Consider the following 19,994-nt stretch of genomic DNA (forward strand, 5'->3'; position numbering starts at 1 on the left):
ATATATAGTCAGGAGGTGAAAAATGAAACTACCTGACTACGCCAAGGCAATAGGCATAAGTTACACAACTGCGTGGCGGTGGTGGAAAGCAAATAAACTACCACATCCGGCACGACAGACAGAAAGCGGTCTAATCATAGTGGACTACGTGCCACAAACTTCAATCACCGAAATCAAGAAGAATCGAGTTGCTATTTACAGCCGAGTCTCGTCCTCCGAAAACAAAGAAAATCTCAACCGCCAATCGGAGCGGTTGACCGAGTATGCAATTGCCAACGGTTATCAAATCGTTAAAAGCGTCAAAGAAGTCGGCAGCGGATTAAACGACCACAGAAAGCAGTTAGAGATACTGTTACAACAAGATGACTACGATATTTTGCTAGTGGAACACAAAGATCGTTTAGCTCGATTCGGTACAAATTATTTAGGCGTATTGCTTATTCGGTTGGGAATTAAACTAGAAATAGTCAATCTTGCCGAGAATGGAAAAGACGAGTTAATGCAAGATTTAGTAGCGATAGTTACAAGCTTTGCCGCACGACTTTACGGGCCGCGCCACGCTAGTAGAAAGACGGAAAAAATAATCGCCGAACTAAAAGATGGAGGCTCTGAATGCAACTAACAGAGAGGCACATCATTAAATCAACGGAACACCGTTTCGCCCAAATTGACGGACTAGCCTTCAAGTCCAAAAATCTCTACAATGCCGCCAATTACGTCATTCGTCAGAGCTTTATATATGGATGGGGTTATGTCGGATATAACGAAATGAACCGATTAATGAAGTCTCACGAGGCATACAAAGCTTTACCTGCTAAAGTAAGCCAGCAAATCTTAATGGTGTTAGACAACAATTGGAAATCGTTTTTTGAAGCAGTTAAAGCTTACAAGGCTGATCCTTCAAAATTTACGGGTCGCCCAAAACTGCCGTTGTACAAAGACAAGACTAAAGGGCGAAACCTTCTAGTCTACACAATTCAAGCGATTAGCAGCAAACAGTTGAAGAAGGGAATCATTAAACTTTCGGGTACTGAACTTTTAATCAAAACTAAAGTCCATCCTGACCAAATTTGCCAAGTTAGAGTGGTTCCGAAATGTGATTCCTATGTAATAGAGGTAATTTATGATAAGCTGGAGTCCACCATTAGCAACTCTAGTTTTGTAGCTAGTATTGATTTAGGATTGGATAATTTAGTGGCGCTAACTTCAAATCAACCGGGTTTTACCCCTTTGTTGATTAACGGGCGACCATTGAAATCTATCAACCAGTTCTACAACAAACGCAAATCCCGATTGCAATCCCAATTGAAAGGGAGCCGCAAGACTTCATCCCGGATTCAGCGCTTAACTCGTTGTCGCAATCAAAAAGTAGACAATTACTTACATCATGCTAGTCGCCTAATTGTTGGCATTTTAAGTGCCAAACAAATTGGGACGGTAGTAATTGGCAAGAATGCACAGTGGAAAACCGATATTAATTTAGGGAATCAAACTAACCAAAACTTTGTCACTATCCCTCACTCTCGATTAATTGAGATGTTGGAATACAAAGCTCGGTTGGTGGGAATCACAGTAATTGTACAGGAAGAATCCTTTACATCGCGGGCCAGTTTTTTGGGTTTAGACTCAATTCCTGTTTACGGGAAAACAGAAAAAGAGCCTGTGTTTACTGGGAAGCGTATCAAGCGGGGTTTGTATAAAATATCGACCGATCGGTTAATTAATTCCGATGTGAATGCTTCGTACAATATTCTCAGAAAAGCAATCCCAAATGCGTTTAGCGATGGGATAGGGAGCTGCGTAGTTCAGCCGAGGCGGGTTAATCCGCTTAAAGCAAAAGTGAAGGGGGAGGGGCTTAACGCCTCCCATGTCTATCAATGACTATACTTTTGCCAGCTATTGGTAAATATAGCGGTTCTAAAAAAAGTGAGGTATGCCCTATGCCCTATGCCCTATGCCCTATGCCCTATGCCCTATGCCCTATGCCCTATGCCCTATGCCCATGAGTACCTCATCTTTCTGAGAAAGGCTATAGATGCTGTGTTCAAAACTTTTAACCACCCCAAAAAACTCTACTCAGCAGGTTTAGACTTTGCTTCCAGGGCATCTTTAGCAGACAATCCCTGATCTTGAACGCCAAAATACCACAAACTAGCAGCAGCTTCGGCGCGAGTCACGGATTTCTTCGGCTGAAACAGAGTAGTAAAACCAAAAACGCGGCGAATATTCGCCAAATCTCCATTGTTAAAATCAGCTAAAACTGCCCGCGACGCCTGGGAATCAATCTTAGAAGCATCTTGAAAACCCCACTTTTCTTTCACTCCGTCAATGTTAGCTGTCGGTAAAACTTGACGACTATCTAAAGGCACTTTCCAGAGAATCATTGTTTCGCGAGTTAAAGGTGCATCCGGGCGAAATTTCACATCTTTAGTTTCTCCCGAAAGCGAACTCGGAATTACACCGGCTTCTGCTAAACCTTGAATTGCTGAAAAATCCGGGTCTGTTTTGGGTACGTCAGAAAAAGCCGGTTCGCTAGAGTCTACTGCTAATCTAATTTGTTTGGCTTGACGGCTAGCATAAATCTGATTGTTAGCTGCTACTAACCAGCGGGCGTATTCGCGGCGAGTGATAATTTTGTTGGGTTTGGGTAAAGTGCTGCCAGTTTCTAAATTAGCACTTTCTGTGGCTCGCACTTTCAGCACTTCCAACTGACTTAAATCTGCCACATACTGGCGCAACTGTTGAGGAATTTTGCTTTCTTGTTGGCTAACTTTTGCTGATTTTGGCGAGGCAGATGGTGTTGGAGTATTTCCCTCTGAATTAGATGGAGTTGGTGAAGCGGTTGGAGATGCGCTAGACTCGGAATTATTAGGTTGGGGACTGGCTGCAATTTCGGGGCTTTCTTTGCTGTAGTCGATCGCAAATTCTGTAGAACCCCCTACTTTCTGAGTAGGAGAAAGCGACACTGTTACCCGTAAATTATCTCGCGTTGCTACCAAAGAACCTTGTCCCTCGGCGGTGGGGCGGCTGACTATTTCCCAGTTGCGACGCCCAAACTCTGTGGAGTAAAAGTTCTGTACCGAATTCACAGGATCAGTGCTTTCCCAGCGCAGCCGCACATTTTTTTGCGACGGATCTGTTTCCCCACTAACTTCGATTAACTCAGCATTAGGATAGAGTGGAATCTCTGTAGGGAAATCGGGAGGAAGTTTGGCGGTAGAGTTTGTCTCAATTGCTGTCGCTGGTGGCGGGGAAGAGAAAACCACTGGATTTTGTTTTAATGTCGGATCGGCGGCTAAAGATTCTTCTAGGGCCTTGCTGTTGGGGCTGTTTGCACAAGCTGTGACAGCAGCCAGCAGACACACCGCTAGCCAAGTATTTACAGCGGCGAGTATATTGGTTTTACTGGTTTTACTGGTTTTAGCTGGCGATCGCCCTTGAGAGTTGCGTCGCCGTTGAGTAAATATAATATTCAGCATAAATCCCCCCTTTGCGGATATATTTCTAGGCTAGCGCAGATTGATCGGTCAAATATATTTCTTAACCAAATGAAATTTCTGTATTTACTTCTAGCTACTGCTACATTACTTGTATTGCCTCTCAAATTTGCCCGTCCCGCTGCATCTCAACCAGCCCCGCTGCGGACAGCCATTCCGACGGCAGAGTGGCAGCCATTTTGCTCAGCGATGGGTCAGTTTGCGATCGATATGCCGGGAAATCCCAAAATTAATTCCGAAATTTTTTCAAATCAAATTATTGCTCATACATACCGATCGAACTTAAAAAATAAAGAAACTTATTTGCTTCAATACTTTGACCTAGATTTTCGGATGAGGAACAATAATATCAATAATATCAGAATTACTTTAAATAATGCCGTTGATTTATTTGTAGTGGGGGCGAATGCTAAATTGTTGCAAGTGCGGGATATTTCCCTCGGAGGCTATCCGGGAAAAGAATTTGAGTTTCAGCCGCTTTCCCCCACTGAACCTGTAGGTGTAGGTCAAGTTTTTTTTGTGGAAACGCGCGTTTACGGGCTGGTTGCCACTACCCCAGAACCCGAAAATGCTCAAAAATTTCTCGACTCTTTTCGTTTGTTTTGAAGCAGGAAGTTTTACAATGAGTAGTGTAGCGAGATTTAACAGATTTAATGGAGGGATGTTGAGGGAAGAAGTCCCAGGTTCGAGGTTCGAGGGAAAAATTAGTTGGGAGTGGCGATCGAATTTATTAATAAAACTTACGCATTTAAACTTGGTTTATAGGAAAATATTGGCTTTGGTAACGAAAAATGAAGCTATCTACCGAGTTTCTGAGGAATAATGCGGTCAGAACTCATTAAGGATCGTGGATTAAATAACTTCCGTAGTAGGTTGGGCCCGTGGAACGAACCCTCCGTTTCACTCCGCCCAACAATCAAGCTTGGGGTTGGGTTTCGTGCCTCAACCCAACCTACAAAAAATGCAAGTTATTTAATTCTCATTCCTAAGTTAAATGTGACTTAATACCTTATTTTGTTTTTTGTACTCTATCTAACGGTATAGATAAATTTTACACCTGTGGAGCGATGTAGATACTTCCTCAAGTTTATATATTTGATATAAGGATTTTTAAATCGCAGAAAGCACAAATAAAGATGCTGTCTTGATCCATCTGGCTCCCATCTGGCTTAACGAAGGCAGGGAAGTCAGGCTCATCGAAAGCTTACCCGGAGGGTATTAACCTATTATGAACAAACTAACACCCATTCTCCTCAGCGGCATCCTATTATTTGGAGCTGCTGCTTGCAGCGAGGGGGCTAAAACTAGCGCTGATGCTCCTAATTCTACCACAGAAAATACCACTAGCCCGCCTCCAGCCGAGACTGTTCAAAAAACTCAGGGTGACGCAACTAGCGATATTCGCAAAGCACAAGCAAATTCTGATATCAGGGCCAGAGAACAGCGCAACAATGTGACGGGTGGCGATGCCATCAGAGCCGATGGCGACCTGCAAAGTGAAGTACGCTCCAAGTTAGAAGTAAACATCACTAAAGGTCAGCTAACTGTTGACGCAAAAGATGGGCTTGTCACCGTAGGTGGCACAGTTCCCAATCAAGCTGATTTAGCTAAAATTGAGCCACTAGCTAAAGAGATTAAGGGTGTCAAACAGGTGAATGTTACGGCTGTTGTCGCCCCTGCTGCACCCGCATCGCCTAGCAGCAATCAATAAATTAGCAGGAAGAATTGCGAGGGAAAGAAGGGAAAAGGATGTAGTTATCTAGGAGAGAAGTCTGAGGGAAGAGGGTAAAGTTGGGCATTGTAAGATGGCTTTCGGAGCGGATCGCAAGGCTTAGGTGACTCTCTAGGGAGAGTGGGGTTTTAAGTGAAAGAGTTTAAATTGAATTTACAATTTCCGCACTCAAAACTCGCGCAATACCTGCAACTTCCCCTTCCCAATTTCCGATTTCCCATCCCGGACAATTAGTTGGAAACCAACCTGAAGATAGAGCGGGAAGTTATTCCCAGCGACCGATGAAAATTGTTGGGAAAAAATGACTAAATGTGATTGATGGCAGAGCATAAATTCTGTGGTTGTGTAAAAGTAGTATATTTTTCAGGAGAAAAAAAATGGCTTTAGGTCAACACAAGCGAGCTGTAGGAGCATTTTCTAATTACCGAGATACGGAACTAGCCCTGATGGAACTGCAAAGTACCGGGTTTCCGATGAATAAAGTTTCGGTAGTTGGCGAAAATCTCGATCGCAGCCAAATTGCCGGCGCTAGCACTGGTACTGGTACTGGTACTGGTAAGGGTACCGACGACAAGGTGGGCGGCGGCGCAAAAGCAGGCGCGACAGCGGGAGTCGTGACGGGTGGTTTGATTGGGTTACTCGGAAGCATTGGAGCGCTAGCGATTCCAGGAGTTGGCCCGGTGATGGCGGGGGGTGCGATCGCAACTCTGCTGGCAGATACTGTAATTGGAGGCGCGATTGGGGCAGCAGCAGGCGGTTTGGTAGGCGGTTTGGTCGGCTTGGGAGTTCCGGAAGAAAAAGCTAAGGCTTATAACGATCGCGTCTCGCGTGGAGAATATTTGGTATTCGTAGAAGGAACAGATGCCGAACTTGCCACAGCCGAAGGAATTATGACTGTGCGGGGCATCCAGGATTGGGGCATTTACGATGTGCCGACAGACACCGGCCGCAGAGCTTCGGGTCGCCAGAAGCGCGCCGTGGGAGTGTTTTCAACCCGCCGCGAGACGGAACACGCACTGGGAGAACTGAGAACTGCCGGTTTCGACATGAATCGGGTTTCGGTCATCGCTAAGGATGCTGAGTCTAAAGGCGACATCGCAGGCATTGACGTACACGACAGCGCGGACAACAAATCCGATGAAGGGGCCACAAAGGGCGCACTCACAGGTGGCACTTTGGGCGGTTTGACAGGCTTGTTGGTAGGTCTGGGCCTAGTGGCAATTCCGGGAATCGGGCCGATTATGCTGGCAGGAGCCTCAGCTACGGCGATCGCCACTACACTCGCCGGTACGGCTTTGGGTGCGGCAGCAGGCGGCTTGATCGGAGCTTTAGTCGGTATGGGAATTCCCGAAGAGGAAGCTAGAGCATACAACGATCGCGTGGCAAGAGGAGATTACTTGGTACTGGTTGACGGCAGCGAAGCAGAAGTCGCTAAAGCTGAAACCATTCTGAGCCGCGGAGGCATTCAGCATTGGAACACCTACGACTATAATAATCCCAGCGTCGATAGCGCTCGGGCTGATTACGGCGCACCGGGCACTCCAGGGGTTGATACTACCGCTGGTGTTTACGATCCAACTTATGGCACTACCGGCCGCCCTCTGATTTAATACTTCAGAGTTTGTTTGGTTATTGTTTCTACTTTCTGCAAAGTAGTCGCACTCGCGCGATCGGATTGTGGAAAGTGAGCGAACCAGGACGGGCGAGCTAGCGGTTTTGCACTTCGTCAGTAAAATTATCTCAAAAGTCGGCTTTTTCTCTGAAAGCCGACTTTTGTTTTGTTCTGAAAACTTAAAAAAGCCACCGGTCAAAAGTTTAATTTTGATTAGGGGCCCAGTCCGTGAGCTGGGCTTTGCGCCGGAGGATCGATCGGCTCCCTTAATTTTTATACCCTAAATCCGCAGTGTTTTTTGAGTCTGTAACACTCACTACAGCTCGATTGCAAACCCTGTAGTATTATCAAATTTGATGACATAAATTACAGCAGATATTGCCCAGTTAGTCAAAGAGCGACTATCTTTAATTATGGGGTGGCTAATTTCACCAACTTATACAGGTGAAGTATCCAGTCCCGCGCGCCCAGAAATGCCTGCGGTGGTCGGCAAATATTAGAATAGTAATAATTGTCGGAGCCTTCGGGCAACACTTAGGCTGGTCATTAGTTGGCTGTAGCAGCCGAATTGCCGTTGGCAAGACCTGCTACAGGAATACAGTTTTTCTGGGAATGCCTCAGCGAAACATTTGAGAAGCCCAGGAACAGCTTTTATGTCCGGGAGCGCGTCAGGTGTCCGGTGTTCTGTTAATTAGAACCGCAAGCGCTCATGGATCGAGTAAAGATTAACAGCAAGCACAGCAGCGCGGGAGCACAATGGCTCGCGGCTCATTTTTTCGCGAAATCTCAGGCTCAGGGCAGCGTATTGTTTGCTTTGCCTGCGACTCGCTCAGCACTCCGAGGGAAACAGCCTTCCTGTTGGATTTCACGCTGTGCACAGCACAGTGGGGGGAGGTGAAACTAGCTGAGCTGACCGGGCTCTGCTTTCATGGGCGATCGAAGATAGAAGGCACTTATGTAGAAGGCATTTGGGGTTGAAGCTCCGATATCTTGTTTCTTGATTGCACTAATAAATTCGATCGCCTGTAGTGGCAAATTATCGGGTCAGAATGCGGCGCGGATGCCGCCAGCAATACCCCCAATATTCGAGCGACCTTGACAAGATCGATCGACAACTTCTCGGTATTTTGGTAAATAGTTAGCAGTTAATAGTTAGTGATTAGCAGTTAGTATAAATACAACTAACAATTAACAACTAACATCAACCGCCAACTAATTACTAGCCCCATAAGACTTAGAGGGCTTACAGGCGGCGCGCAACTCGGTTTCTTCATGACTGCCGCGCTGAAAACACCCAGATTATTTACGACAAACCGGGTTTTTCGTGAGTTATAACTAGGTGAGCGGGGTGATGCTAGGAATCAACCAGTTTTGACAATTGTTAATGTGGCAGTATAGGTTTAAAAAACTTACGGCCAAACACGATAGTACAAATTTTCAGACAACATAGAACATCGAGAAATTAAGGAAACTCACTCAATTTTTTTATGAATTTCACTGAACTTTTAAGTGCCGATGAACTTTTAACTAGACATAGAAACGGGGAACGAGATTTTCGAGGGGCTAACCTCATTGCAGCTCATTTGAGTGAAGCTAATCTCAGTCGAACAAATTTGAGCAGCGCTAATTTGAAAGGCGCCAACTTAATTAAAAGCAAACTGATTGGAGCTAATTTAAACGCCGCCGACTTGAGCGGGGCTAATTTGTCTAAGGCGAAATTAATTGAAGCTAACCTCGGTAGTTCTAGTTTAACTGGAACTGTGGCGATCGCCGCAGATTTTAGCGGGGCAAATCTCAGCGGAGCAATATTGTCTCAGGCTGACTTGAGCAAAGCTGTGATGACGGGAGCGAGTTTAGTAGGAGCTTGTTTGCTAAGCGGCTCGAAACTAACGGAGGCTAATTTGAGCGGGGCGACGCTGAGCCGAGCAATTATGAGCGGGGTTGATTTAAGCAGAGCAAATCTGACTAGAGCGATTCTCAGCGAGGTAGATTTGACCGGGGCGAACCTGAGCGGAGCAACTTTAACTCGGGCTTATCTCAATCGCGGAAATCTCAGCGGCGTCAATTTAGTTGGGGCTTGTTTGAGCGAAGCAAGTCTGCGGGAGGCTTCTATTAGCGCTGCTAATTTGAGCGGTGCTGACTTGAGCGGTGCTGACTTGCAATCCGCCAATCTAAATGGCTCTAATTTGAGCGGTGCCGACTTGCAGGGAGCTAATTTGAGTAAAGCTAATTTAAATGGTTTGATTCTGCACAATGCTGATTTGAGGGCTGCGAATTTGAACAAAGCTTCTTTGCGGGGAGCTAATTTGAGCGGTGCGAATTTGGCAGGCGCTAGCTTGCTGGAAGCGGATTTGCGGGGGGCGAATTTGAGTCACGCCAATTTGTCTGGAGCGGGTTTGCTGCTAAGTTCTCTGACAGGGGCGAATTTGACAGGAACTAATTTGTCCGAGGCTAATTTGATTGGGGCAAGCTTGAATGTTGATAATTTGAACGAAGCAGCTTTGGGCGGGGCGATTTTGCCGAATGGAGCTACTCACAGCCGGGATTGATATCGATTCCGGTTACACCGGAATGATGTTGAGGGTTGACGATTGACGGTTGACTGTTCACTGTCAACCGTCAACTCGAATTTACTATTCCGATGCTAACGGATTTGATATGACTATCCATTTTGATAATTCTCTGTTTCTTATGTCTTAGTCTTTTTATATGTTATCATATTGGTGTTCATATATCATTTAGGATTGGTATAGAGCATGAAGGATAAAGATGAAGTTAGGACTGTGGCGCAAAAACAGGCTACTCTGCAAAAAATTAGGGAAGGGATAGAACGGGACGGGGGTGGAGGGTTCATCCTTAAAGTTGCCTATGAGGCTTTACCCGAGAGGCTTGAGATCAAGAAATTGTGCGAAAGTTACGAGCGCGCTTGGGAATGGGATAAGGATGAGCCCGAAGAAAGCAGAACCGAAGCAGAAACAAAGTTAACAATCTACAGTTTGGAAGAGTCGGAGTGGATTTTCCTGATGCTTTCAGCTATGAAGGGAGATGTACAGCAAATGACTGAAAGCACCAACTACGTGACACACACGATTAGGGTTAGGTAGGGAAATTAATAATTGAGATAAATATCGCGTAGCCAAAAATAAAAAAAGTCTCCCAAAACCATGTGTCACGCGCTTGAAGCTACACAATAGCATTGCTATAGTAGCTGAAACGTCTGACACAATATAATTAACTGTAAGGATTCAGGTCTCAACTTGAGGGATTAAAGATGGGGTCTGCACAGCCGAATTAACCATTGCTTTTATAGCCTGGTAAAAAAACTCAATTACAGAACGTCTTTGACGACGACAAGAACGTAGATAGTCCCAACCCCTTTGTACGCTGACTGGACGCTCAAGTAAATTACTCATCCACTCAGCAACTTTACGACTGTTCCATAATCCTCCATCAGCAGTTGGAGTTCGTAAAGTTTGCAAAAGTTGTGCTTGTTCCACAACAGAGAGTAAAGGTTGAGTGTCCGGATGTTGATGACGTTTGTCTTTCAACCCATTAGCACCTAATTGATTGTAGCGACGAACTAAGCGATATATAGAGTTACGGCAGTAACCCGTGACATCCGCGACATCTTCGGTAACTCGTCCAGTTGCCAAAAGCCAAATTATTTGGTAGCGCGTCCGTTCAATTGGGTCCGATGCTTGAGGATAAAGTTTAGACAACTCCGAGGGGGTTTGATGGGGTTCCAACTTTAGGCGTTTAGGCATAATATTTTCCTCATTGCATTCTTGATGCTCTTTCAGTAGGCTCTCCTGATTTTGAGGTGATAACCAAACCACATATCCTTACTCCGAGGGCATTACAGAATCGCAAACAGTTGTGCTTGATACCGTATACACCATAAACCCAGGAGAGCCTTTCAGTATATCATTCCGGTGCAACCGGAATTGATATGATGGGTTAATTAAGAGAAAATAGTTTGGAGTTTTAAGTTAAATAATCTTTAATTTAAAACTCAAAACTTTTGACAATAAAGAATTCAGGAGTCAGGAGTCAGAATTCAGTTATTGGTTGTGCGGGACGGATTTATATAGATTGTCTGCGATCGACAATCTATTAAAATTCGGAGTCAGCGATGCCGTTTCCTTAGCAATGTCACAATTGCTTGGACTAACTCATTCGGTTCGACAGGTTTTGCAAGATGACGTTGAAACCCAGCAGCAAGAGCTTGGTTCTGATTAAAGTCTCCAGCATAAGCAGTCAGGGCGATCGCGGGAATTTGCCCGCCCTGCTCTGGTGGTAGAGCTCTCACTTGCCGCACTAGCATATAGCCATCCATATCTGGCATTCCGATGTCGCACAGAAGGATATCGAAGGGTGTGGTTGAGAGCAGTTGCAACGCCTCGATCGCAGACCCAACAGCAGTCACTTTGGCTCCGGCTTCTTCCGCTACAAACGCCACAAAATCGCGTGAATCCTGTTCATCATCCACAACCAACACGCGCAGAGAGGCAAGGTGAAGATCGTCCCATCGAGCTTCAGTTGTATCGGCAACTTCTTCAACCAGATTCGCGGTATGTAAGAGGGGAAGTTCAACGGTGAAGGTGGCCCCCTGTCCTTCACCCCTACTCTCACCCCAAATTCTGCCACCGTGCATCTCGACAACTTGCCGTGCGATCGCCAGCCCCAATCCCAAACCCCCAAATTTACGAGTTGTGGCTCCATCCTCTTGCCGAAAATGCTCAAACACATAAGGCAGAAAGTCAGGATTGATGCCTTTTCCAGTATCGGTGACTTGAATCTGGGCATGAGTTCTACTTTGGGTTAACCTAACGGTAATTTGCCCGCCTTGAGGGGTGAATTTCACCGCATTGGATAAAAGATTCCAGATTACTTGCTGCAAACGCCCCGAATCCCCCATTACCATTCCCTGGGAGGGTGAAAAGGTGGTTTGAATTTGCAGTGACTTGGCTTCGGCGGCTAGTCGAACGGTTTCTAACGCGGCCGAGATCACCATATTCAAGTCAACAGACATCGCATTCAAACTCAGTTTGCCGCTCAGAATGCGGGAGATGTCGAGCAGGTCATCAATCAGTTGTAGCTGGAGTTGGGCGTTGCGTTCGATCGAGGCAAGGGCGCTAGCCGTTTTTGCAGCGTCGAGTTTCCCGTGCTGCAACAGATTCGACCAGCCGAGAATAGGGTTGAGGGGGGTTCGCAACTCATGGGACAACACTGCCAGAAACTCGTCTTTAATGCGGTTGGCACGTTCGGCGGCTTCTCGTGCAGTCTGTTCGCGTTGCAGGAGTTTTTCGCGTTCACCTTCCATGCGCTTGCGATCGCTAATATCTTTGAACACGAGCGCCACTTTTCGGGCTTCTGGCTGCCCGGTGCGGCAAGCATAAACGTCAAACCAACGGTTCAGCGCTTCGGAGCCATTTTCAAAGCGAACGGATTCACCCGTCAGGGCGACTTGTCCGTAAATCTTAATCCAGTGGTGTTCAATATCTGGAACTAACTGACGCACCGTTTTACCAACGGCTTGTCGAAGTCCTGTTTGTTGCTCGAAGACAGGATTGATTTCCAAGAAGCGGTAGTCGATCGGCGTGTTATTGGCATCAAATAGCACTTCAATGATGCAAAAGCCTTCATCGATCGACTCAAACAGCGTTCGATACCGTTCCTCCGATTGGCGCAGGGCTGCTTCCGCTTGAATTTGATCGGTGACATTCTTGAAATAAACGGTGATTCCCTGTGCGGCAGGGTAGCTGCGGACTTCGTACCAACGATCGTGGTCGGGATAAAACGCCGTCAGTGACGCAGGCAGGCGATCGCGCATGGCGCTCCAGTAGATCGGCTCAAACTCGCTACCAATCAGTCCTGGGTATTCTTCCCATAAATTCTTGCCAATCAAATCACCCGGAGTGCGATCGAGCAAGGTTTCGGCAAATTGATTGACGTAGGTGAACCGCCAGTTCTCATCCACGGCAAAGAATGCTTCACCAATGCTCTCTATAATATTCCGGCTCTGCTCCTCGCTTTCACGCAAGGCTGCTTCCGCCCGTTGGCGCTCGTTTTCGACGCGCACGCGATCGGTGATGTCAACGGCAGCACCGTAAATCACTTGTTCTTCTGGGTAAGGCTGGGCATTCCAGAGAAACCAGCGATAGGAACCGTCTTTGTGGCGGTAACGGTTTTCAAACGTAAAGGTTTCGTTACCGGAGAACAGACTGTCGGCTTCTGCAATGGAGGTGCCCAGGTCGTCCGGGTGCACAAACTCAGTCCAGGGGCGGGATGTCATTTCGTCTGGTGTCCAGCCGAGGATTCGTTCAAAGGTGGGGCTGACCCAGTGGAAATACCCGTTTATGCCCGTAATCACTTGCAAATCTGAACCGACGGCAAGAAACCGTTCCCGTTCCTGCTCAATTTTTTTGCGATCGTTAATGTCCCGAAAGAACACAGACAATCCAGTCGGTGAAGGATAAGCGTGAACCTCTACCCACAAATCAAAGGGCGCATAATATTCCTCAAATTCCACCGCCACCTGCTCGCTGGACGCTCTGCGATACTGGATTTCAAACTGATTGCCGATCGTGCCTGGGAAGGCTTCCCACATCGTTTTGCCCAGAATTGCTTCTAAAGAAGTTCGCGACACTTCTTGTGCGGCTTGGTTGGCGTAGGTAATGCGAAAGTCGAGATCCATTGCCATAAACCCATCGGTTACGCGCCCCAGAATGGTTCGCTCTCGCACAGTTGCTTCCTGTCGTAGCCGTGCCAGCTTCAAACTTGCTTCTACCCTTGCCAGCAGTTCACGCGCCGAGAATGGTTTAATCAGATAGTCGTCGGCGCCGGCTGCGAGTCCTTCTATGCGCGCTTCTTCGCCGGCGCGGGCTGATAAGAGAATGGTAGGAATGTCTTGGGTTGCGGGATTAGAACGCAGCGATCGCAACAACTCAAACCCATCCATCCCCGGCATCATCACATCTGTCAATACCAAATCGGGTGGATTCTTCTCAATGGCAGTCAAAGCGGCAACGCCATCGGCGACGGTTTGAACAATATAAGAACCGCTCAGGAGTCGTCGAATATAATCGCGCATATCAGCGTTATCATCGGCGAGGAGAATTTTAGATTTTAGATTTTGGATTTTAGATTGAGCGGGTTGATTGACGAGTTCATTAGTGGATGGAGCCATGCTCCATTCTTCTAATCTAAAATCGCCTTCGGGCAACCAGCGTTGAGCTTCTTCCATATATGGCATCGCGCCTAACGCCGTTGATGCTAACCTGCGACTCGCACCAATGCGCTCCGGCGGCAGATGAGCTGTTCCGGTGGGAATCGTCACTGTAAAGCAACTGCCCTGCCCAAAAGTGCTGCTGACATCGATCGCTCCCCCATGTAGTTTGACGAGTTCTTGTACTAGCGATAGCCCAATGCCGGAACCTTCAAAACTCCGCCCTTGAGAATTTTTGATTCGATGAAATCGCTCAAATAAATGCGGTAATTCTTCGGAGGGAATACCGACTCCTGTATCTGCAACTGATAATTCAACACAATTTTCGACGCGCTGCAATCGAACAGTAATTGTCCCTGCTAATGTAAACTTAAAAGCATTTGATAATAGATTGATAACAATTTTTTCCCACATTTCGCGATCGATATAAATCGCTTCGGGCAAGGGTGGACAGTCAACAATCAGCGACATTCCTGCCCGTTCAATCAGCGAGCGAAACGTGCTGGCAAGTTCCGCCGTATAGGTTGCCAAATCTACAGGTTCATAAGATGCTTGGACTCGACCTGCTTCGATGCGTGAGAAATCGAGCAAGCTATTGACGAGTTTGAGGAGTCGCATTCCATTGCGCTGCACCAACTGTAATTGTTCGCGTTCTTGAGGTGGAATTGTTCCATCCAGGTTGGCGATCGTGTCTTCTAAGGGAGCCAGCATTAAGGTCAGCGGCGTGCGGAATTCGTGGGAAACATTGCTAAAAAAGGTGGTTTTAGCACGGTCTAACTCAGCTAATGCTTCGGCACGTTTACGCTCTTCTTCGTAAGCTTGAGCGTTGGCGATCGCTGTTGTCACCTGCCCTGCCATCAACTCAAAAAAACCTTTGTAATCATCATCAAACGTTCTCAGCGGACTCACTCCAGCAATCAGGAACCCGAAGGTTTCTCCCGATCGAGCTAGTGGTAGAACTACCGCTTGATGAGGAGATTGGGACCACGCGCCGCCCGGTAAAAGTCCAAATTGCGCCTCCAAATTTTCAATGATTCTGCTTTCGCCGGTCTCGATGACTTGCTTCAATTGCCACTGGCACTTTTGGGCGGATGTAAGCTCGATCGCCTCACAAGAGGCAAGGGTTCCGGCTGCTAACCTGGTTGTACCCGCGAGTCGTGCGATCTCCCTTTCGCCATCGAGTAGATAAAACAGCGCAAACGGGATGTCATAGGCGTTATTGGTCAATACGGTGGCGGAAATCTCGCAAGCTGCTTCTTGCGTCTTGGCAGTGACTGTTTCTGCTGCTAATTCGCGCAGCGTTGCCAAGCGGCGATCGCTCAAAACGCGCTGAGTGTCCTCGCTACAGGTGCAGAAAATGCCCCCTACTGGGCCATCATCATTCGCCACCGGACTGTAGGAAAAGGTAAAGTAGGTTTCCTCTGTATACCCGTTGCGCTCCATTACCAGAAGCAATTCTTGATTCCACGTCGATTGTCCCTGGTTCAAAACCGCTTCTGCTTGCGGCCCTACCGTGTCCCAGACTTCAGCCCATACCCGTGACGCAGGCTGACCTAGTGCTTGCGGATGTCGCTTGCCGAGGACAGGAATGTAAGCATCGTTATAAAAGTTGGTCATCTGCTGTCCCCACCAGACGAACATGGGGTAGCGAGAGCCTAAGATGATCCGAATCGCGGTTTTCAAGCTTTGCGGCCAGGTTTCAACGGCACCAAGGGCCGAAAGCGACCAATCGTGCGATCGCATCAGCATCGCCATCTCGCTATTGCCTGCAAAAATCTGTTCAACGAGTTGATACTGCTGGATCATGCGCTTGTCTTTCCATTGATCCCACACCAACGGGCAACGATACTATCTCGGCTGACCGGGCGGGTTTAGCTAGGTGACGCCAGAAACCCAGCGGAGATCGCCTGTTGCTGGTCAACTTTTACAGCATAGGCTGCCAGAGCGAGCGCTGGAATCGGCCCGGCGGGCGATCGTTCCGGCTGTGGCGAATTTTACGCATGAGAGGATAGCCGTGCATCTTTTGCCTTTCGATCTCATATCAATTCCGTCACGGCCGGAACGATCGAGCTTTGGTTTTTAGCCAATGGAAACAAAAGATCGCTTTAATCAAACAAGGTGGTTTGAGAAGAACTTGGCAGCGCTGAAATAACACGAATTCGATTAGTGGCCTCTGCCTGTGAGACAGTTCGACCCCACTATACCGCAAGCGGTTGGTGATGCGTACTTCTCCTAACCTGCATCTTTCTTTGTGAAAAATACTTGCAAAATTTTTGACATCGTGCTAACGTTAAAAGGTTTGAGACTTAACTTCAATAGAGGTAAAACCCCGCAGAATGAAACAATTGGGAACCCATCTGGTCGCTGATGCTTGGCAGTCTCCTGGAGACCTGCTCAACGATCCTGAACGTATCCGCCGCGCTATTCTCGATGCGATCGAAGCCGGAGGAGCTACTCTCATCGATTTGTGCGTACACCAGTTTAGTCCTCACGGAGTGACAGCTACTGCTACTTTGGCAGAGTCCCATATAGCAATCCATACTTGGCCTGAACACGGTTATTTTGCTGCAGATTTATTTTTCTGCGGAGCCGGCGACCCTCACCGAGCCATGAAGGTGCTACAGACAGCTTTGGAAGCTAAACAGGTAAAACTCACTGAGTTCACGCGCGGTTTCGAGCCAGGGGTGGGAATCGTAGGTTCTGCTTGTGAAGAGCAGTATGCCCCTCGTTCAGTAGAAACGATTGCCGCCAGAGGATGATGGCCAATTAGCGTAACTTTGAACAATTTATGCTAGGTTTTGTTTAAAATCCCACGGCTTGAGCCGTGGGATTCTTGTTGGAATTTACTTTTTCATTAATAAAGGGCGGACAACTAAATAACCTGCACCGAAAGCTGCAATCACAATCAGAAAAATCGCGATCGCCAACCACAATCCGCTTAAATCTGAGGTTTTTTTGAGTTGAGATCGCACACGGTAAGGAGTTTCTGGCACCTCTGTAAATAATTTTTCGGGAAGTGGCTGCGGCATTGAGGTGGCTGTTGGCTCCGGTTCCGGTATTGGGAAGGGGAAAGCCACTGTCTGAGGTGGTTGAGGTATGGCAGAGTTAGTCTGCGAGGTTACAGGTGGTGGGGGCGGAGGTTCAATGCTGAAATTGAATTTGACTGACGGCATTTGAGGCATTCCTGTCTGGGTGACGCTCTGAGCCGAGTTGACTACTTGCTGTAACTGTTGGGATACTTGAACTACTGTTTCTACTTCTCGCCGGAGTTGTTGATTTTGTTGGACTAATTGCTGATTGTGGGTTTTGAGGGAGTCCACCATCGCTTGGGCTGCTTGGAGCTCTGCCGTGACTTCTCGATAGAGGGAAATCGGTACCGATGGAGAGTAACTATTTGAGTTTTCGGGGGAAGTATTGTCAGATAAGGTAGTATTTTGCATAATTGTAGATGGCGAGGGTGAACTTGTTTTAGTTTAGCCTGAGACTATTTGCAATTAGATCGATCGCAACAAAATTCGTCAAGATATTTGTTACAGATATTGAACGTAAATTTAATTTAATGTTACAAGTTTTTGGTCAATCGCTATGAACAACTACGCACCGGAACAAACTATGTCGCAAAAGTCAAGCACCGAAGAAATGAAATACGGCGAACGCCAGATTTTGGAAGGGGAGTTAATTACTTTCCCGAATCCGCGAGTCGGGCGGCGCTACTCGATTAACATTACTTTGCCGGAGTTTACTTGCAAGTGTCCGTTTTCTGGCTATCCAGATTTTGCGACAATTCACGTTACTTACGTGCCAGACGAGCGGGTGGTAGAGTTAAAAGCGCTCAAACTCTACGTTAACAGTTATCGCGATCGCTACATTTCTCACGAAGAATCGATCAATCAAATTTTAGACGATTTTGTGGCCGCTTGCGCGCCGCTGGAAGCGACGATTAAGGGCGATTTTTCGCCACGGGGGAACGTCCACACCGTGATTGAGGTGTCGCACCAGAAGTAGGTGCAGTCCCTGTGAGTGTCCGCCCGCTTGAACTGCTTTAGCGGGTAGGTATCTCATCGGAGAGAGATTCTAATGACATAAATTGTTTGACATTTAATATTTCAATCAACACCAGTTCTCCGCTGCTAGAATAGTGCAGAATCATGTTTCCTTCATCTTCGGCATAGGCGATCGGGCAATCGGAAATTTCGATCAGCATCGCATCTACATCTTGGCTGTATCTAATCTTTTTCATATCTTGACTTTCTAGAATCTCTCTTTTTAGTAATGCGTGTTAACTGAACTCAATCGTTTTTAGGATCGCGAATTAAATAATTTACACTCTTGAAAGTGGGGAGTAGGGGTTGGGCGTCCCGCCCGCCCTTTCTGGACGGGCGGGACGCCCATCCCACAAGAACCATCACGCATTGTAAGTTATTTAATTCTTATTCCTGATCACATTTATTTCCTGTTTAATTATCCGTTTTTCACCTGGTGTAAGGTGCGCCTAGCGCACCCTACGGTTAGTTTTGATTCGCTAGAGAAGTCGGCGCTATTTCGCTCTTTTCTTCCTCTTGTTTCGATTCTGCCAACTTGTCCAAAATCTCCACAACTTCTCTCTCAAAACTCACCTGAGCGCGATTAGTGCGCCCGCCGACGTATAGTTTGCCGTTGGTTTCCAAAGCCCAAATCTGCGAGTGAGACAGATAGCTCATCAGCACACTAAGCATCAACAACCCGAAGCCAGTATAAACGATCGGAATACCCGGATCGGCTTTAATTTGCAATCCCGTACTGCCTACAACTTCGTCAATTGTCAGCATGACTCCGTTAACTTCTACCGCTGTGCCGGCGCGAACAGTAGTTAACAATTTGCCATCCGTACCGTACACTAACATCGTGCCTTGCAAGTCTTTTGCTAGCAGAGAAACTCCCGCACTCAAATCGGGTTTTGTGGGAATCCAAGCACCCCAAATTCGGCCTTTACCTTGGGTGTCTAGCTGAGCCATTGGCAATTGTAAAACCGGGCTTTTGTTGAGGCGAACTCGCACGGCGGCTATTGCCCAATCTGCTTGATAAAAAGTGACTCCCCGGTATCTGAGGGGCTCGTTAACGTGAATGGTTTTGCGATCGACCTCTTGGCCTGTTTTGTCCAAAACTGACAGGTCAGAGTAAAATTGGTCGATTCCGCCTTCGGGAGTATAATCAATCCAGAACCGATTAACTCGCATCGACCAATCCTTCGGTATTTGCGGCCCGGCCCAAGGCCCCGCATCCAGGATATTCTGCACCTGAAATGTTTCGCCGCTGGGAACAATTTCTTGACCGAGAAATCCCGTCATTGCGCCCCATATCGACCCAGTTAAAATAATTAGCATACTGGCGTGAACAATAATCGGGCCGATTTTGCCAATTATTCCCTTGCGGGCATAAACTTTTTCGCCTTCTCGAAATATGCGGTAGTTTTTTTGCTGCAAAAGTGGTTCTAAGGAACTTAAAGCAACTGTTTCTAATTCCGCACTGAGAGCTAATTTTTCAAACTGCTTTGGTTCTTCATAAAATTTCCAGCGGCGGGCGGCTTTTAATGCGGGAAATTGTCGGGTAAATGTACAAGCTGTTAAGCTGCTGCCGAACAAAATTAGGATTGACAAAAACCACCAAGTGCGGTATACGTGGTCAAGTCCTGCAATTAGCACAACTTTCCAAGTTAGGAAGCCGAACAAAGCAGGGTGTTCGGGATAGTTAGATTGGTAAAAGGGTACTGATTGACCTTGTTCGATGACGGTGCCGGAAATGCTGAAAAATGCGATCGTCAGCAGCAAGATAATTGCCAGCCGCAAATCTGCTAGCACCGGCAAGATTTCTCGCTTGAAAAACCTTTGAGGGGCCGTCGCCCAGTTTGAGAGTTTTGATAGAAATACTTCTTTTGATGTCATTGGT

The 19,994-nt window shown here is 47.1% G+C and carries 17 protein-coding genes; 11 read left to right on the forward strand and 6 right to left on the reverse strand.

The features are described 5' to 3' along the window. The first annotated feature begins 22 nt into the window (after window positions 1-22). Both QUA00_RS13055 and QUA00_RS13060 read left to right on the forward strand, forming a co-directional pair. Window positions 23-622 carry an IS607 family transposase gene (locus QUA00_RS13055; RefSeq protein ID WP_333409880.1) on the forward strand — a complete coding sequence of 200 codons (600 nt, stop codon included), beginning with the start codon at window positions 23-25 and terminating at the stop codon, window positions 620-622. Continuing rightward, a complete protein-coding gene (locus QUA00_RS13060) occupies window positions 613-1,881 on the forward strand; it encodes a transposase (RefSeq protein ID WP_333409881.1) in 1,269 nt (422 codons plus the stop codon). Before QUA00_RS13055 ends, QUA00_RS13060 begins: the two co-directional genes overlap by 10 nt. A 191-nt stretch (window positions 1,882-2,072) precedes the next feature. Here the strand turns inward: QUA00_RS13060 and QUA00_RS13065 are convergent, their stop codons facing one another. Beyond that, complete coding sequence (locus QUA00_RS13065) at window positions 2,073-3,479, reverse strand: S-layer homology domain-containing protein (RefSeq protein WP_333409882.1); 1,407 nt, start codon at window positions 3,477-3,479, stop codon at window positions 2,073-2,075. A gap of 69 nt (window positions 3,480-3,548) precedes the next feature. Between QUA00_RS13065 and QUA00_RS13070 the strand changes: the two genes are divergently transcribed. The 6 genes from QUA00_RS13070 to QUA00_RS13095 all read left to right on the forward strand — a co-directional run bounded on the left by QUA00_RS13070 (window position 3,549) and on the right by QUA00_RS13095 (window position 9,945). Further along, on the forward strand, window positions 3,549-4,103 hold the full coding sequence (locus QUA00_RS13070) for a hypothetical protein (protein ID WP_333140629.1): 555 nt from the start codon (window positions 3,549-3,551) through the stop codon (window positions 4,101-4,103). 16 nt (window positions 4,104-4,119) lie between these two features. After that, the gene (locus tag QUA00_RS13075; protein ID WP_333140627.1) at window positions 4,120-4,320 is read left to right on the forward strand and encodes a hypothetical protein; all 201 of its coding nucleotides are present in this window, start codon (window positions 4,120-4,122) and stop codon (window positions 4,318-4,320) included. A gap of 405 nt (window positions 4,321-4,725) precedes the next feature. Then, the gene (locus QUA00_RS13080) at window positions 4,726-5,208 is read left to right on the forward strand and encodes a BON domain-containing protein (protein WP_333140625.1); all 483 of its coding nucleotides are present in this window, start codon (window positions 4,726-4,728) and stop codon (window positions 5,206-5,208) included. 398 nt (window positions 5,209-5,606) lie between these two features. Further along, complete coding sequence (locus QUA00_RS13085) at window positions 5,607-6,839, forward strand: histidine kinase (protein WP_333140623.1); 1,233 nt, start codon at window positions 5,607-5,609, stop codon at window positions 6,837-6,839. Window positions 6,840-8,328: 1,489 nt separating this feature from the next. After that, on the forward strand, window positions 8,329-9,390 hold the full coding sequence (locus tag QUA00_RS13090; protein WP_333286205.1) for a pentapeptide repeat-containing protein: 1,062 nt from the start codon (window positions 8,329-8,331) through the stop codon (window positions 9,388-9,390). Between the two features lie 207 nt (window positions 9,391-9,597). Continuing rightward, a complete protein-coding gene (locus tag QUA00_RS13095) occupies window positions 9,598-9,945 on the forward strand; it encodes a hypothetical protein (RefSeq protein WP_333409883.1) in 348 nt (115 codons plus the stop codon). A 141-nt stretch (window positions 9,946-10,086) separates the two neighbouring features. On the opposite strand, the gene QUA00_RS13100 is transcribed toward QUA00_RS13095, so the two are convergent. Next, window positions 10,087-10,605, reverse strand: a complete 519-nt coding sequence (locus tag QUA00_RS13100; protein ID WP_333409884.1) for a helix-turn-helix domain-containing protein — start codon at window positions 10,603-10,605, stop codon at window positions 10,087-10,089. Window positions 10,606-10,967: 362 nt separating this feature from the next. Next, window positions 10,968-15,875 (reverse strand): ATP-binding protein, encoded by a 4,908-nt coding sequence (locus tag QUA00_RS13105; RefSeq protein WP_333409885.1) that lies wholly within the window; start codon window positions 15,873-15,875, stop codon window positions 10,968-10,970. Between the two features lie 73 nt (window positions 15,876-15,948). On the opposite strand from QUA00_RS13105, the gene QUA00_RS13110 reads away from it, so the two are divergent. Together QUA00_RS13110 and speD are read left to right on the forward strand one after the other, a co-directional pair. Further along, window positions 15,949-16,152: a hypothetical protein gene (locus tag QUA00_RS13110; protein WP_333140617.1), complete on the forward strand. Its 204-nt coding sequence runs from the start codon at window positions 15,949-15,951 to the stop codon at window positions 16,150-16,152. Between the two features lie 253 nt (window positions 16,153-16,405). Beyond that, on the forward strand, window positions 16,406-16,828 hold the full coding sequence (gene speD, locus QUA00_RS13115) for an adenosylmethionine decarboxylase (protein ID WP_190743421.1): 423 nt from the start codon (window positions 16,406-16,408) through the stop codon (window positions 16,826-16,828). An 84-nt stretch (window positions 16,829-16,912) separates the two neighbouring features. On the opposite strand, the gene QUA00_RS13120 is transcribed toward speD, so the two are convergent. Next, window positions 16,913-17,509 carry a hypothetical protein gene (locus QUA00_RS13120; protein ID WP_333140615.1) on the reverse strand — a complete coding sequence of 199 codons (597 nt, stop codon included), beginning with the start codon at window positions 17,507-17,509 and terminating at the stop codon, window positions 16,913-16,915. Between the two features lie 145 nt (window positions 17,510-17,654). Between QUA00_RS13120 and queF the strand changes: the two genes are divergently transcribed. Further along, window positions 17,655-18,074: a preQ(1) synthase gene (gene queF, locus QUA00_RS13125; protein ID WP_006633986.1), complete on the forward strand. Its 420-nt coding sequence runs from the start codon at window positions 17,655-17,657 to the stop codon at window positions 18,072-18,074. A 37-nt stretch (window positions 18,075-18,111) separates the two neighbouring features. On the opposite strand, the gene QUA00_RS13130 is transcribed toward queF, so the two are convergent. Further along, window positions 18,112-18,309, reverse strand: coding sequence for a DUF2283 domain-containing protein (locus QUA00_RS13130; RefSeq protein WP_333140612.1), 198 nt, complete (start codon window positions 18,307-18,309; stop codon window positions 18,112-18,114). Window positions 18,310-18,577: 268 nt separating this feature from the next. After that, a complete protein-coding gene (locus tag QUA00_RS13135) occupies window positions 18,578-19,990 on the reverse strand; it encodes a cytochrome c biogenesis protein (RefSeq protein ID WP_333337686.1) in 1,413 nt (470 codons plus the stop codon). Window positions 19,991-19,994 lie beyond the last annotated feature (4 nt).

It is taken from the genome of Microcoleus sp. T2B6, assembly GCF_036700475.1.
GTDB lineage: Bacteria > Cyanobacteriota > Cyanobacteriia > Cyanobacteriales > Microcoleaceae > Microcoleus.

Bases quoted from the DNA above. Each gene is read 5' to 3' on its own strand.
- QUA00_RS13100 (WP_333409884.1), bottom strand. From the start codon at position 10,605: ATGCCTAAACGCCTAAAGTTGGAACCCCATCAAACCCCCTCGGAGTTG.
- QUA00_RS13085 (WP_333140623.1), top strand. From the start codon at position 5,607: ATGGCTTTAGGTCAACACAAGCGAGCTGTAGGAGCATTTTCTAATTAC.
- QUA00_RS13095 (WP_333409883.1), top strand. From the start codon at position 9,598: ATGAAGGATAAAGATGAAGTTAGGACTGTGGCGCAAAAACAGGCTACT.
- QUA00_RS13130 (WP_333140612.1), bottom strand. From the start codon at position 18,309: ATGAAAAAGATTAGATACAGCCAAGATGTAGATGCGATGCTGATCGAA.
- QUA00_RS13105 (WP_333409885.1), bottom strand. From the start codon at position 15,875: ATGATCCAGCAGTATCAACTCGTTGAACAGATTTTTGCAGGCAATAGC.
- QUA00_RS13120 (WP_333140615.1), bottom strand. From the start codon at position 17,509: ATGCAAAATACTACCTTATCTGACAATACTTCCCCCGAAAACTCAAAT.
- QUA00_RS13090 (WP_333286205.1), top strand. From the start codon at position 8,329: ATGAATTTCACTGAACTTTTAAGTGCCGATGAACTTTTAACTAGACAT.
- speD (WP_190743421.1), top strand. From the start codon at position 16,406: ATGAAACAATTGGGAACCCATCTGGTCGCTGATGCTTGGCAGTCTCCT.
- QUA00_RS13060 (WP_333409881.1), top strand. From the start codon at position 613: ATGCAACTAACAGAGAGGCACATCATTAAATCAACGGAACACCGTTTC.
- QUA00_RS13070 (WP_333140629.1), top strand. From the start codon at position 3,549: ATGAAATTTCTGTATTTACTTCTAGCTACTGCTACATTACTTGTATTG.
- QUA00_RS13065 (WP_333409882.1), bottom strand. From the start codon at position 3,479: ATGCTGAATATTATATTTACTCAACGGCGACGCAACTCTCAAGGGCGA.
- QUA00_RS13055 (WP_333409880.1), top strand. From the start codon at position 23: ATGAAACTACCTGACTACGCCAAGGCAATAGGCATAAGTTACACAACT.
- QUA00_RS13080 (WP_333140625.1), top strand. From the start codon at position 4,726: ATGAACAAACTAACACCCATTCTCCTCAGCGGCATCCTATTATTTGGA.
- QUA00_RS13135 (WP_333337686.1), bottom strand. From the start codon at position 19,990: ATGACATCAAAAGAAGTATTTCTATCAAAACTCTCAAACTGGGCGACG.
- queF (WP_006633986.1), top strand. From the start codon at position 17,655: ATGAACAACTACGCACCGGAACAAACTATGTCGCAAAAGTCAAGCACC.
- QUA00_RS13075 (WP_333140627.1), top strand. From the start codon at position 4,120: ATGAGTAGTGTAGCGAGATTTAACAGATTTAATGGAGGGATGTTGAGG.